The following is a 13,805-nucleotide window of genomic DNA, read 5'->3' as shown; positions in this document are numbered from 1 at the left end:
ATACATTTTTTATACCTACCATTCGGAAGGAGGGGTTGATCTGAAAGCGCTATCGAACTTTTTCACAATGATTGTACAACGATTTTTACCGGATCCGTTCGTCTTTGCGTTATTGTTAACTCTTATCTTGTTCGTTGCCGGAATCATTTTTACTCCTCATAGCACCTTGGAAATGGTTCAATTCTGGGGCAACGGTTTTTGGAATCTGCTCGCTTTCGCCATGCAAATGAGCCTTATTTTGGTCACAGGACATGCTTTGGCGAGTTCTCCTCTGGTGAAACGATGGCTTCAGCGTTTAGCCGGTGTGGCGAAGACACCGACGCAGGGTGTCATCCTTGTAACGTTAGGTTCAGCGGTCGCATGCTTGCTCAATTGGGGATTCGGTTTAATCGTCGGAGCTTTGTTTGCTAGAGAAGTGGCCAAACGGGTGAAAGGTTCCGATTATCGTCTCTTGATTGCAAGCGCCTACATTGGTTTTCTCACATGGCACGGAGGTTTTTCCGGGTCTGTACCGCTATTGGCGGCAACACCGGGCAACCCGATGCAGAAAACAGCAGGACTCATTCCGCTAACGCAAACGATCTTCACAGGCTTCAATTTGTTTATTACTGTTGCGTTGCTCATCGTTCTTCCGATTATGACGAAAATGATGATGCCGAAGCCCCATGAAGTAGTAAGTATTGATCCGCGTCTCTTGGTAGAAGAGGAATCGGCCCCGACGGAAGCGATTCCAGCGGAAAAGACGTTTGCCGTAAGAATGGAAAATAGCCGTATCTTGACACTCTTGATCGTCATCCTGGGATATTCATACCTCGTCTACTATTTTGCTACAAAAGGATTTAAAGTGGATGTCAACACCGTCAACCTCATCTTCTTCTTGACAGGGCTGCTTTTGCATGGAACACCGCTATCCTATATGCGTGCGGTAGCGAATGCTGCCAAAGGAACGGCGGGTATTCTCATCCAATTTCCGTTTTACGCGGGGATTCAGGGTATGATGGAGTCGTCGGGACTCGGCGGGATGATCACTAACGCTTTTATTTCGATTTCCAATCAGCATACGTTCCCTTTTCTCGCCTTTTTGAGTTCAGGATTAATCAATTTCTTCGTACCTTCCGGTGGAGGCCACTGGGTTGTACAAGGTCCCTTTATTATGCCCGCCGCAGCCAAGCTGGGGGTTGATCCGGGAGTAGCCGCGATGGCCATCGCATACGGAGAAGCGTGGATGAACATGGCTCAACCGTTCTGGGCTTTGCCGGCATTGGCGATCGCCGGACTTGGTGTTCGCGATATCATGGGCTACTGTGTAACGACACTGCTTGTATCCGGGGTTATATTCGCTGTGGGGTTGTCATTTTTCTAAGTTTCATCGCTGTCCACAATATGAACGAAGCATTCGCGATTGGAATGGTTGATCGGCAGTTAAAGGCAGCGAAAACAGATAAGAGTTGATCTTTTGTTCTTATCATGATAATATGAATAATGGTATATACAGCATGTATTGAAAATCTCCGTACTCTTTCTGTCGAAGTATGACACTTGTTAAGAATTTATCAATGAGCAGTTCTATTTGAGTTCTGTGAATGTTTTATGGAATAGAAATAGACCGCTACGTAGGGTTAACTGAAGGGCGGTCTTTTCGCGTTTTTCCAAAACAAATGGGTTCCATTGCTGGAATCTATTTCTGTGTAAGTTTACGATCGTTTGTCAAAAATAACATTAACTAAGAGACAGGTGGGGTTTCTCATGAAGCCATATCGAATTTTACTCTATTATAAATATGTCCACATCGAGAATCCGGCCGAGTTTGCCGAAGAGCACCTTAAGTTTTGCCAGGATCTAGGTTTGAAGGGCCGTATCTTGATTGCCGAAGAAGGGATTAATGGAACCGTTTCGGGAACCATTGAACAGACTCAGACCTATATGGATACGATGCATCAAGATCCTCGTTTTGCCGATATGTGGTTCAAGATTGATGAGGCAGACGGACATGCTTTCAAGAAAATGAAAGTGAAAGTTAAAAAAGAGATCGTCCGTTTAGATCTGGAAGAGGATATCGATCCGAATCAACTGTCGGGCAAACGCCTTTCACCCAAAGAGTTTTATGAGGCGTTGCAAAGAGATGATGTGATCGTCATCGACGGAAGGAACGATTACGAGTATGACATCGGCCATTTTCGCAATGCGATCCGTCCCGAAGTGAAGGCGTTTCGCGAATTTCCCGAGTGGATTCGCAAAAATCTCAGCCAGTATAAAGATAAAAAAATCCTGACGTATTGTACCGGTGGGATCCGTTGTGAAAAATTGTCCGGTTTTCTTCTGCGTGAAGGATTTAAAGATGTTTCCCAATTGGAAGGGGGAATTGTCACCTATGGCAAAGACCCTGAGGTAAGAGGAAAACTGTTTGATGGCAAATGCTACGTCTTCGATGAGAGAATTTCGGTTCCCATCAACCAGGAAGAAAACGTGATTGTAGGTAAGTGTTATCATTGTGGCAAACCGGAAGACCGATATATCAATTGTGCCTATGATATGTGCCATAAACAACATATCTGTTGTCCGGAATGTGAAGAAAAGTTTAAGGGATACTGCTCCGTTGAATGTGAGGAGCATGACCGAGCTCATGTGAAAGAAAAAGTAGTCACCCATGCTACAAGTGGCGCCATCAGAGGATAATAAGTTTCTTGTGCCGGGCGCTTTGCGCGTAATAGCAACTTTGGAGCTCGTCTCGCTTCCTTTGGAACGTTAAAGGGGCATATGCTTGGCGTGAAACAGCGACTTTGGAGGTCGTCTCGCAACAACTAAACATATTCCAAGCGAGACGGCCTCCACGGAGCATGAACGCCAAGCATATGCCCGCAATGACGACCTCCACGGAGCATGAGCGCAAAGCATACGCCCGCACACTACAGTTTTTCAAAAAAACCAACGTAAAGTGAATACGATCAGGAGAATGGCAGTTCTTACTGCCATTTTTCTTTGATTCCGTACTTTGCCCACATGATTCGATTCACTAGAAGTTTGAAAATTTTTAAGTTAGGGGATTGAAATGGTACGTACGGCAATATGGAAACAACCGGTACATCCATTTTCGTCGAAAAACAGAATATCTTCCATCCTCCTTGCGTTCGCGGGCATGATCGTTTTATCTTTCGGACATCCGATGTACGAAACCAACGATGACATGATTATGGTGAGCCTGTTATCAGGACAATACGGCCAACACGCACATCCCGATGGAGTATTTCTTTCCTTGCCGCTCAGTGAGCTTCTGTATGTTCTCTACCGCTTCAACATACATATACCATGGTACAGTCTTACGTTATATCTCGCCCAATGGATCGGATGTATCCTCGGATACCGGATGATTCTTTCACTTACGAAAGGTTTATTCCATAAACTTTTGATGATCCTTGTGTTTTTTAGCCTATACAGCTTTATTTTTTTAAGGCTGAACTTCGCGTCCACCAGTCTCTTTTTATGGTGTATGGCGTGCTTGTATCTCGCGTATCTGAATTTGACCAGACAACCTGCTGGCTGGCATTCGGTTCTACCCGGTTGTTTCTTGGGGTTCAGTTACCTGATTCGACCGGACATCATTTTTGTCGGCGTATGCTATTCGTTCCCGATCTGGTTCAGTTTTTTGCTGCCAAACATGAAGAAAAGATTTGTGTATATGATCGTTCCGCTCTTGCTTTTCGTCTCTTTGTCATCAGGTTTTGCGCATGTGATGCATGGCAGCGATGCATATAAACAATACGACAAGTTTAATTCTGTTCGCAGTAGCTTTATGGATACGGCCATGGGAGATTTTCATTCGGGAACGGAGGAGGCGTTGCGTAAGACAGGTTGGACACTCGATGATTACCGGATGGCCAAATTGTTGTGGATCCATGACGAAGATATCTTTAACAGCGAATCCTTTCAGACATTTTTGCAGAAGAATGCGGTGCCCTATGTATCGCTCTTCTCTCTCTCGAAAGGGATTTCCGCAATCAAAGGTACAATGGGATATGGATGGCTTCTGTTATGCGCACTGTTCATCATCATGGGATCAAATACTGTCGCTTACGAACTGCCCTTAGGAAAAGAGCGCCTCATCAGAAGGTTGTCCGTTCTTTCGTTCCTTATGATCATCATGGGGATTATGGTACTCGCGTGTATTCGTTTCCCCAATCGGGTGGCGATCCCATTATACATCGATCTTCTCGGCCTCATGGTACTGATGAAACCCTTGTTTACACAAAAAAACAAGGGGGCGATCGCGAAACGAATGACCTTTGTCGCCGGTTTGGTCATGATTCTTTTATCGCTGAACAATTATGGCAATCTTGAGCAGCAAGCCTATGTGCGAGAAATCAATAAGCGACATTTTGAAGACAGTATCCGTTTGTTGCAACAAGAGTATCGCGATCCGCTCTTTATCCATTTACGTATCAACTTGGTGGCGGACACGGCAAATCCTTTCAAAGAATTTGGCGATGTGCAGCATTACAACATGGTTCCGGCGAGTTGGGTGATCCGTTCGCCTTATTATTATGACAGCCTGCATCAATACGGCTTGTCTTCAGGTAAAGAAATCGTTCCGTTCAGCGTGAACAACAAGAATGCGATCTATATATTCTTTGAGTCAGGGGACTACTTTCAGTTTTCGTCTTTCTCGCGGTACTTCGAGAATCACTTGAATACGCATTACGCTTCACTGTATACAAACAAACGGTTACGGATCGAACCGGTTTTACATACAACCTTTCAAGATGGGGACGGTCATTCGCAGGGATGGGTTTTCTTTCAATTGAAAAAAGAAGACAAATAATTGTTCCATCAATCTTTTTATCTTTGTTCCATAGTGGCCGAATTGATACATGCTTTCCCTCCTTTGTGGAAAATCCTATTCACAAGGAGGGATTTTTCATGTCGGAAAAAATTGTAGCCGTTCGTAAGAATGAAGATGGTGACATCATCGCTGTTCAAACGGAAAGCGGACGCATCCTCGATTATGTCGGGCGCTTGCCGAAGCTAAAAGTGGCAACTTGGAGCATGTGGATGTCTTTCGTAAATACGGCAGGGACATACTTCGCTCAGAACCGGATGGCATCAAAGAGAACAATCTCGACAATCTGCCGCGTTTCTGAATGGGAGTGTGCGTTTTGTTTCAAACTATACGTGAAAATGAAGGCAAGGAAAGGGGCAAACCTCAATGAAACAGCAGATGATGGGACAAACGGGGCAACAACCTGTGATGATGACTCCGCCCGATGTCGTCACGACCAAAGATTATCTGTATCTCAGGGATCAACTGTCCTGGACTCTTTTGGCGATGAAAAAATGTGCCCACTATGCACAGGAATGCACAGACCCGCAAGTAAGGTCGGCAATTGATCGGGCAGGGCAAATGCACCAGCGGCATTACAACTTGCTTCTTAAACATTTGCAGACAAATAACACCCAGGCGATGATCCGTATGCCAAAGTCTCCACAGAATCAATAGGGGGGTTCTGCTATGCAGCAACAAAATCAGATTGGGAATCCGAAATCGGCGAATGAACCGCAAGTGAAAGGTCCACTCATGAATGATCGTGACCGCTTGAATGATGTCCTTGCCACGGAGAAGTATCTGACGGACAGTATCAATATCGCTGCACGGGAAGCGAGTCATGACACACTCCATCAGGACATCATGACGATCTTAAATGAAACACATCAGTGTGCGCGCGAAATGTTCAATATGATGTTTCAGAAAGGCTGGTACAATCTTGAAGCGGAAGAGCAACAAAAAATCGATCAGGCGTACCAGCAGTTTAGCAATTATTCCACCCAGTTTCCATATCCAACGATGATGCAGTAAACGAACAACCGGATTCATTCCGTGGATGAATCCGGTTTTTTCACCGCTCCGCATTTTTCCTAACGGTCTTTGGCTGATCCATTCTTTGTTTCGCAAGCTACATCGATTGAAGTTTTTTTATCGTCCATGTTTCATGCAAAGTGTTTCGGTTTAAAATTTCTTAAATACTACTAACCATTTGTTTGATTTTTGTAAAACTGTTTAGTAAAATATTTTATCAAATGAGGTTTAAAGAAGGGCGGAGATTCATGGAAAATTTGAAGCGGGATATAGGGCTCTTCGCGTTAACCATGACGGGATTGGGCTCTATTATCGGTTCAGGTTGGTTGTTCGGCGCATGGAAAGCGGCAAAAGTAGCCGGCCCCGCAGCGATCTATTCATGGATCATCGGGTGTCTGATCATTATTTGTATCGCTCTTTCCTATGCGGAGTTAGGAGGTATGTTTCCTGAGTCGGGAGGGATGGTGCGCTATCCCCAATACTCCCACGGTTCGTTTGTCGGGTTTATCGCTGGTTGGGCGAACTGGATTGCTATCGTCTCTGTGATTCCCATCGAAGCGGAAGCTTCCGTGCAGTATATGAGCTCATGGCCATGGGCGTGGGCGCAGGGGATGTATGATGGCCGTCATTTGACAATGTCAGGACTCGTCTTAGCATCATTATTGGTATTCGTTTATTTCTTTCTCAACTATTGGACGGTCGCATTGTTTGCGAAATCGAATACCATTGTCACAGTCATTAAATTTGTCGTTCCGCTATTGACAGTTGTAGGCATCTATATAGCCGGTTTTAAGACAAACAATTTCACGCAAGCTCCTGGTGGGTTCATGCCGGACGGGTGGTCAGGCGTTTTGACCGCGATTGCAACATCGGGTATCGTGTTCGCGTTTAACGGTTTTCAAACACCGATCAATCTTGCGGGAGAAGCGAAAAACCCGGGCCGCAATGTTCCTTTTGCTGTCGTATTATCTCTGCTTCTGGCAGGCGTGCTTTATTTCTTCCTTCAGTTCGTGTTCATCGGCAGCGTTCCTTCAAACCTGTTAGCGAACGGATGGGCTGGGTTACAGTTGAAGTCACCGTTTGCCGATCTGGCAATGATCCTTGGGGTCGGTTGGCTGGCGGTCGCTCTGTTCGCCGACGCCGTGATCTCGCCTTCGGGTACGGGGATCGTCTACACGGCTTCTACTGCAAGAATGATTTACGGAATGGAGAAGAATGGTTACTTTCCAAAGATTTTCGGAACCGTTCATCCGTTGTACAAGGTACCCCGTCCTGCCATGTGGTTAAACTTGGCGGTCTCATTTCTGTTCATGTATGTGTTCCGCGGATGGGGAGAGCTTGTGGAAGTCATATCGGTAGCGACGGTCGTCAGCTATATGGCGGGGCCCGTTACAGCGATGTCATTGCGCAAACTGGTTCCCCATTACCGTCGTCCTCTTAAAACAAAAGGTCTGGTTGTCATCGCTCCGATCGCCTTTATTGTTTCGTCGCTGATTTTGTATTGGTCCAGATGGCCATTAACTGGACAAGTATTGTTCGTCATGTTGATCGGCCTTCCCATTTATTTTTATTATGAAGCCAAGCGAGGAAAGGAAACTTTTTCACGCAATTTCAAAGCGGGTTTATGGCTCGTTTGCTACCTTCTTTACATGATGCTCATTTCCTATCTCGGCAGCGATCGATTTGGCGGACATAATGTCATCTCGTACGGTTGGGATATGGTAGTCGTTGCTGTCAGTGCTTTAGTGTTTTATATGTGGGCGATTCGTTCCGCTTACTTTACGGAACAATTGAAAGAAGCTGAAAGTCTGAATCAAGAAATGAAACACGAATAAGATTCAAATATTCTTATCATTCGGAGGGGTACAAGCCCCTCTTTTTCATTGAAACGATCAATGTCGATCAGGGAGAGGTCTAGTCCTCTCCCTTTTCCAAACGCTTTTGATCATTTCGGTATCTTACGAATGCAACGAAGCGGAGGGTGTTTCGTGTGGTAATTCAAGATTTTCTTGTTGCGAGCGTTCTTTCAGCATAGCTGTGGCGATCATCGTGATGATACAGTTGAAGATGATGTAAAGGCTAATCGCAGTTGAACTGCCGAAAGTGTGGAGTAAGTAGGCGGCAATCAATGGTGCCGGGCCGCCAGCGATGATGGAAGCGAGTTGATAACCGAGGGATGAACCGCTGTATCGTAACTTTGTTGGAAAGTTTTCCGCGATGAGAGCCGCTTGCGGGCCATAGAGCATATCGTGCGGGATCAAAGAAATGACAACGGCAAGGAAGACGAGAGCGGGAATTCGGGTGTTGAGAAGTCCGAAATACGGGAAGGCCCACAACAGTGTCGCGACAGCGCCGATCATATACATGCGCTTACGGCCGATGAAGTCTGACAAATAGCCGAAGAACGGTACGCTTACGAGAGAAAGCAAGGAACCCACCAGCGTTGCGTTTACGAGGAATTGTCGGGACATATGAAGTTGTTGTGTTCCATAACTGATGACAAATGTGATAAAGATATAAAAAGGTGCCTGTTCCGCCATGCGCACAAATGCAGACAAAATGATCTCTTTCCAGTTATTCTTGATAACCTCTGCCACGGGTTGCCGCGCGACTGTCTTCTCTTCCAGGACTTTGCTGAACTGTGGGGTTTCGAGGACGTTCAAACGGATGAATAAGCCTATCGCAACGAGTACGATACTCAGTAAGAAGGGAATACGCCACCCCCATGAGTTGAAACTGTTTCCGGTTAGATTGATAAATAGTGTCACTAAACTTGAGGATAGGAGGAGCCCCAATCCTACACCTGTTTGCGGCCAACTGGCCATCAAGCCGCGCTTTCTCCTATTTCCCCATTCCATTGAAAGCAAGACGGAACCTCCCCATTCGCCCCCGACACCGATTCCTTGCAGTACACGCAGCACCGTAAGGAAGAAAGGAGCCCAGAAACCGATACTGTCATATGTGGGCATCAAACCAATGATCGTACTGCTGATTCCCATGAGCAGCAGCGTGATGATGAGAGTCGCTTTGCGTCCGATACGGTCGCCGTAATGTCCGAAAATCGCGGCTCCGATGGGACGAGCAACAAAACCGAGAAAAAATGTCGTGAATGATTGCAAGGTACCAACGTAGGGGTCAGACTGCGGGAAAAACAATTTTGGAAAGATCAACGCGGAAGCTGTACCATAAAGGAAAAAATCATACCATTCAATTGCTGTGCCGATCGTGCTGGCAATCGCGGCTTTTTTCGCTTGGCTCTTGTAGAGTGAAGAATCGAGTTGACCTGTTCTTTCATCATGTACCATACAATATCACCCCTCCCATAATCATTGAAATGATAAACATGGATGAACGATTGGATCAGCTATACGTTAAGTGCGGGGTCACTATTTTCAGGAAAAGCAAGTCACCTCCCCAAAGATTATGAAAGGGCTTTCATTTATCACCTTCTTTCTTTGGTCGATTGTCGACAAATGTAAGAGGATGCAGTAACCGACATGAACGTCAAGTGGCCATACGTTTATAGATTATACGGAAGAATGGTCAATTCTATTCTATTATAAACAAAATTTTCTGTCTACTCTGATTTCAGATGGATGAGGACGAAAAATCGCCCTCATGACAAAATGACAGGTAACGATGGGACTAGTGGGTAAATGGAATATTTCTGGCGCGTCTCCATTCCGTAACCACTTGGTGTAACGCCTCGGCCAACTCGTCAACGGATTGTTCCGTCGTGCTGGATCCCATTGATATGCGCAGGCTTTCCAATGCATGTTCCGTTGATTTATTCATGGCAAGGAGAACATAGGATGGTTCATGATTACCTGAACTGCAAGCGGAACCGCTGGAAGTGGCAAATCCCAGGCGATCCAGCTCAAGCATCAACGCTTGGCCTTCAATTTGATCTACACTGATATTGATTATATTTGGAAGGTGGTACTTGGTATCACCATTCATTTTAAGCCCGCTGATGGATGATTGAAGTTTGTCGAGCAAACGGGAACGCAATCGTTCAAGCCGTTCTTGTTCCCTCACCCTTTCCGTCATAGCCAATTCCGCCGCTTTCGCAAACCCCACAATACCTGCGACATTTTGTGTCGCCGGTCGGATGCCGCGTTCCTGTCCGCCTCCGTATACGAGCGGCGTCACACGGATTCCTTTTCGCATATAGAGAGCGGCAATCCCTTTCGGTCCACCCAACTTATGTGCGTTGATGGAAAGTAGATCGACATGAAGATCATTCACATCCACGGGGATTTTACCGAAACTTTGTATCGCGTCTGTATGGAAAATCACGTGTCTTTCATGTAACAAGGATCCGATTTCAGCGATCGGTTGTACCGTACCCGTCACATTATTTGCATGCATGATGCTTACCAAGATCGTTTCTGGACGGAGTTCACGTTCCAACTCTATGATCGAAACGCGTCCGTTTTCATCCACAGGCAGATAGGTCACTTCAAACCCTTCCCGTTCTAATGCGCGGGCCGCTTCCAGGACGGCTGGATGCTCGATTTGACTCACGATGATATGGTTCCCTTTTTTTTGTTGGCGCAAGTAGCGGGCAGTTCCTAGAACGGCGATGTTGTCAGATTCTGTCCCACTCCCGGTGAATATAATCTCTTTTGGGCGTGCGCCGATCGCATGCGCGACCGTCTCTCTGGCCTTTTCAACCGCTTCTTTGACGGTCAAGCCGAACTGGTGAAGACTGCTGGGATTGCCAAAAAGCGTGGTCAGAAAGGGCTCCATCTCTTCCAAGACTTCCCGCCGCAGTGGCGTTGTCGCTGCGTGATCGAAGTACCGTGAAACTTGCAAGGTTCACACCCCGTTTCAAAATGTCAATGATAAGTTTTGCGGTTCTCCTATCTATCATATCGCGAACCAAGAATTCTACGCGTCATCAGGTTACTTTAGGGCCATTATAGAGAGAGCTGCTCCTTAGTGTCAACGACAGATGGAAAAAATATGACTATTATGTGACTTTACAGGTGTATTGACAGGTGATAGGTCTCTCTATGATAATAGAAAGCAAATTGACGGAAAGAAGGATTCTATCATGTCGAGATTGATCCAAACCGATTACGTGGTTGTCGGTTCGGGGATTGCCGGTTTGACGGTAAGTTTGTTTGCCTCCCGCTATGGAAGGGTTTCTCTCGTTACTAAAGATCGAATCGGCGACGGTAACAGCCGGTTTGCACAGGGAGGAATCGCGGCCGCAATCGGTAACGATGATAGCCCGGACTTGCATAGAGACGATACACTTCGTACCGGTTCCGGACTCTCTGACTACTCGGCAGTGGACACGCTTGTACATGCCGCGCCGGACATGATCCGGCTTCTTGTGGATTTGGGAGTTCCTTTCGATCGGGACAAAACGGGGGAACTTGTTTTAGGTAGAGAAGGAGCGCATGGGAAAAACAGAATCGTCCATGCCGGCGGCGATGCTACGGGAAAGGCGATTGTCGATGTACTCGCTAAACATGTGCTCACATCGCCACGGATCGACATTTTCGAGCATTGTTATGCAGCGGAATTGATCGTGGTTGACGGGGAATGTCAAGGACTCGTTGCGGTTGACCATGAATTAGGCCCTCTTTATTTTCAAGGGAAGACTGTCGTTTTGGCGAATGGCGGTCTCGGACAATTATACCGTTACACGACGAACGATCCAGGGATCTATGGCAGCGGATATGCGATGGCTTACCAGGCGGGAGCGGAACTTCAGGATATGGAGTTTGTGCAATTTCATCCCACTGCTTTGAAAGTAGATACGAATCCTATGCCATTGATCTCGGAAGCGGTTCGCGGTGAAGGTGCTGTACTTGTTAACAGCGCGGGCGAAGCCTTCATGGGACGCTATCATCCATGGAAGGATTTAGCTTCCCGTGATATCGTTGCCAGAGCGATTTTTACGGAATACAATGCCGGGAAAAACGTTTATCTCGATGCTCGCTCGATCTCTCATTTTGCGAAACGCTTTCCGACTATTACGCAACTTTGCAAAAAACACGGAATCGATCCCGCGCGCGATTTGATACCGGTTGTGCCGGCGGCCCACTATACGATGGGGGGAATCAAAACCGATACGAACGGGCGTACGACTCTGCCGCGATTGTTTGCCGTTGGAGAAGTCGCGTCCTCGGGCGTTCACGGTGCGAATCGCTTGGCGAGCAATTCGTTGCTTGAAGGGGCCGCTTTTGCCAGACGTACGGCTGAGGCGTTGGCAGAGGTACGATCGCTTGAGAAAGCGCATGAACCTTCCTTCTCAAGCGAATATATAGCGAATCTGTCCGTGCAGCCGACTGCATCCCTGCTTGCTCGCGTTCAAAGCTTGATGTGGGAAGAGGTTGGACTGATTCGTGAGGGCAGACGTTTACAGGAAGCATGCGGCAAAATTGAAGAGTGGCTGGAAGAGGCGAAAACGCTTGCAGACCGCAATCTTCTCGTATCGGCTTTGTTGGTGGCGAGAGCAGCTTTGTGGCGTCGTGAAAGTCGAGGCTCGCATTTTCGCAGCGACTATCCTGAAGAGAATAATGAGCAGCAACGCCATTCGCTGCAAGTAAAAAGTGACCAATTTGTTTTTTCTGCATAGTCACCTAAGCACTGGTTTTCAAGATAGCCCTCCATGCCGCAAGCGGCGCCATCAGAGGATGAAAAGTGACATTGGGTGGGCGTAATGCTTTGGGTGAGACAGCGACTTTGGAGGTCGTCTCGCGACATCTGAACATTGTTCCGTGCGAGACGACCTCCACGGAGCGCGAACGCAAAGCATACGCCCGCCAAACTACACATTGTCAAGATAGCTATGACCACTGCTCTATGATAGGGGGAATAAAAACAATGAATCTTGAATCTCAATGCGCGCTTGACGGAATTGTAACAGCGGATGATCTTGCGATTTCATCGGAAGAACTCGATCAGCGAATTGCCGACGCCAAGAAAGAATTGGGCCATCGATTGACCATTCTCGGTCATCACTATCAAAGAGACGATGTGATTCGTTTCGCAGACTATCGTGGAGATTCTCTTCAATTGGCGCGCATTGCGGCCGATTTGAAGGAAAGTGAGTATGTCGTTTTCTGCGGTGTTCATTTCATGGCGGAAACGACGGATATTCTCACGGGGGATGATCAAATCGTCATCCTGCCTGATATGAACGCGGGTTGTTCCATGGCGGATATGGCCGACCTCGAAGAAGTTGAGGAATGCTGGGATGTGCTGACTTCCCTCTATGGAGATACGATCATCCCGGTCACGTATGTGAATTCGACGGCAGCAATCAAAGCGTTTGTGGGTCAACATGGCGGGCTGACCGTTACATCTTCGAATGCGGAACGGATTCTCACTTATGCTTTCAACCAGAAAGCGAAAGTTCTCTTTTTGCCGGATCAACATTTGGGACGCAATACAGGAGTGAAATTGGGAATTCCTTTAAGCCAGATGTGCGTATATGATCCAAAGCGAATGGAACTTGAATTTCCTCATGGGCAAGAAGAGCCTCGTATGATCTTATGGAAAGGTCATTGTTCCGTTCATCAAAAATTTGAACCGAAGCATGTCCATCAGGTACGGGAACAGTATCCAGATATTCGTGTGATCGTACATCCGGAATGTATGTACGAAACCGTTCAACTCGCGGACGAAGCGGGTTCCACTGATTATATCATTAAAGCGATCCGTAAGGCGCCCGCAGGGACGAAATGGGCGATTGGAACGGAACACAATCTTGTGAATCGATTGGCGCAGGAACATCCGGAGCAATTTATTATCTCACTGAATTCGATGATATGCCCTTGTTTGACGATGAATCGGATTGACCGGCCTCATTTGTTGCGTTCTCTTGAAAATTTGGTGAATGGGAAAGAGGAAAATGTCATTCGCGTAGACCGTGAAACGGCACAGTGGGCGAAGGTCGCCATTGATCGTATGCTTTCCCTATCGTAAACGTGATTTT

At 46.8% G+C, this 13,805-nt stretch carries 10 protein-coding genes and 1 pseudogene; 9 read left to right on the top strand and 2 right to left on the bottom strand.

Annotated features, from left to right (window positions below; translation table 11 throughout):
- Positions 1-40 precede the first annotated feature (40 nt).
- From DNHGIG_RS06855 to DNHGIG_RS06825, 7 genes and pseudogenes are all read left to right on the top strand, one after another.
- Positions 41-1,363, top strand: a complete 1,323-nt coding sequence (locus DNHGIG_RS06855) for a TIGR00366 family protein (RefSeq protein ID WP_282201372.1) — start codon at positions 41-43, stop codon at positions 1,361-1,363.
- Positions 1,364-1,746: 383 nt separating this feature from the next.
- Positions 1,747-2,676 carry an oxygen-dependent tRNA uridine(34) hydroxylase TrhO gene (gene trhO, locus DNHGIG_RS06850; RefSeq protein ID WP_439647728.1) on the top strand — a complete coding sequence of 310 codons (930 nt, stop codon included), beginning with the start codon at positions 1,747-1,749 and terminating at the stop codon, positions 2,674-2,676.
- A 373-nt stretch (positions 2,677-3,049) separates the two neighbouring features.
- Complete coding sequence (locus tag DNHGIG_RS06845; RefSeq protein ID WP_282198974.1) at positions 3,050-4,816, top strand: hypothetical protein; 1,767 nt, start codon at positions 3,050-3,052, stop codon at positions 4,814-4,816.
- Between the two features lie 101 nt (positions 4,817-4,917).
- Positions 4,918-5,135 (top strand): annotated as a pseudogene (locus DNHGIG_RS06840) (DUF3892 domain-containing protein); the annotation flags it as partial.
- Between the two features lie 65 nt (positions 5,136-5,200).
- Complete coding sequence (locus DNHGIG_RS06835) at positions 5,201-5,491, top strand: hypothetical protein (RefSeq protein ID WP_282198973.1); 291 nt, start codon at positions 5,201-5,203, stop codon at positions 5,489-5,491.
- A 12-nt stretch (positions 5,492-5,503) separates the two neighbouring features.
- Positions 5,504-5,848, top strand: coding sequence for a spore coat protein (locus DNHGIG_RS06830; protein ID WP_282198972.1), 345 nt, complete (start codon positions 5,504-5,506; stop codon positions 5,846-5,848).
- Positions 5,849-6,096: 248 nt separating this feature from the next.
- Positions 6,097-7,683, top strand: a complete 1,587-nt coding sequence (locus DNHGIG_RS06825) for an APC family permease (RefSeq protein WP_282198971.1) — start codon at positions 6,097-6,099, stop codon at positions 7,681-7,683.
- 123 nt (positions 7,684-7,806) lie between these two features.
- Here the strand turns inward: DNHGIG_RS06825 and DNHGIG_RS06820 are convergent, their stop codons facing one another.
- Both DNHGIG_RS06820 and DNHGIG_RS06815 read right to left on the bottom strand, forming a co-directional pair.
- Entirely contained in the window at positions 7,807-9,153 is a 1,347-nt protein-coding gene (locus tag DNHGIG_RS06820) for an MFS transporter (RefSeq protein WP_282198970.1), read from the bottom strand.
- Positions 9,154-9,493: 340 nt separating this feature from the next.
- On the bottom strand, positions 9,494-10,666 hold the full coding sequence (locus DNHGIG_RS06815) for a cysteine desulfurase family protein (protein ID WP_282198969.1): 1,173 nt from the start codon (positions 10,664-10,666) through the stop codon (positions 9,494-9,496).
- A gap of 241 nt (positions 10,667-10,907) precedes the next feature.
- Here DNHGIG_RS06815 and DNHGIG_RS06810 point away from each other — a divergent pair, with 241 nt between their 5' ends.
- Together DNHGIG_RS06810 and nadA are read left to right on the top strand one after the other, a co-directional pair.
- Positions 10,908-12,443, top strand: a complete 1,536-nt coding sequence (locus DNHGIG_RS06810; protein WP_282198968.1) for an L-aspartate oxidase — start codon at positions 10,908-10,910, stop codon at positions 12,441-12,443.
- A 248-nt stretch (positions 12,444-12,691) separates the two neighbouring features.
- A complete protein-coding gene (gene nadA / locus DNHGIG_RS06805; RefSeq protein ID WP_282198967.1) occupies positions 12,692-13,795 on the top strand; it encodes a quinolinate synthase NadA in 1,104 nt (367 codons plus the stop codon).
- Positions 13,796-13,805 lie beyond the last annotated feature (10 nt).

Origin of the sequence: Collibacillus ludicampi, from assembly GCF_023705585.1 — a bacterium.
GTDB classification, from domain to species: Bacteria; Bacillota; Bacilli; order Tumebacillales; family BOQE01; genus Collibacillus; species Collibacillus ludicampi.
Note: the sequence above shows the minus strand (reverse complement) of the source record. Positions and strands in the feature narration are given on the sequence as shown.

Bases quoted from the DNA above. Each gene is read 5' to 3' on its own strand.
- trhO (WP_439647728.1), top strand. From the start codon at position 1,747: ATGAAGCCATATCGAATTTTACTCTATTATAAATATGTCCACATCGAG.
- DNHGIG_RS06845 (WP_282198974.1), top strand. From the start codon at position 3,050: ATGGTACGTACGGCAATATGGAAACAACCGGTACATCCATTTTCGTCG.
- DNHGIG_RS06835 (WP_282198973.1), top strand. From the start codon at position 5,201: ATGAAACAGCAGATGATGGGACAAACGGGGCAACAACCTGTGATGATG.
- DNHGIG_RS06830 (WP_282198972.1), top strand. From the start codon at position 5,504: ATGCAGCAACAAAATCAGATTGGGAATCCGAAATCGGCGAATGAACCG.
- DNHGIG_RS06825 (WP_282198971.1), top strand. From the start codon at position 6,097: ATGGAAAATTTGAAGCGGGATATAGGGCTCTTCGCGTTAACCATGACG.
- DNHGIG_RS06820 (WP_282198970.1), bottom strand. From the start codon at position 9,153: ATGGTACATGATGAAAGAACAGGTCAACTCGATTCTTCACTCTACAAG.
- DNHGIG_RS06810 (WP_282198968.1), top strand. From the start codon at position 10,908: ATGTCGAGATTGATCCAAACCGATTACGTGGTTGTCGGTTCGGGGATT.
- nadA (WP_282198967.1), top strand. From the start codon at position 12,692: ATGAATCTTGAATCTCAATGCGCGCTTGACGGAATTGTAACAGCGGAT.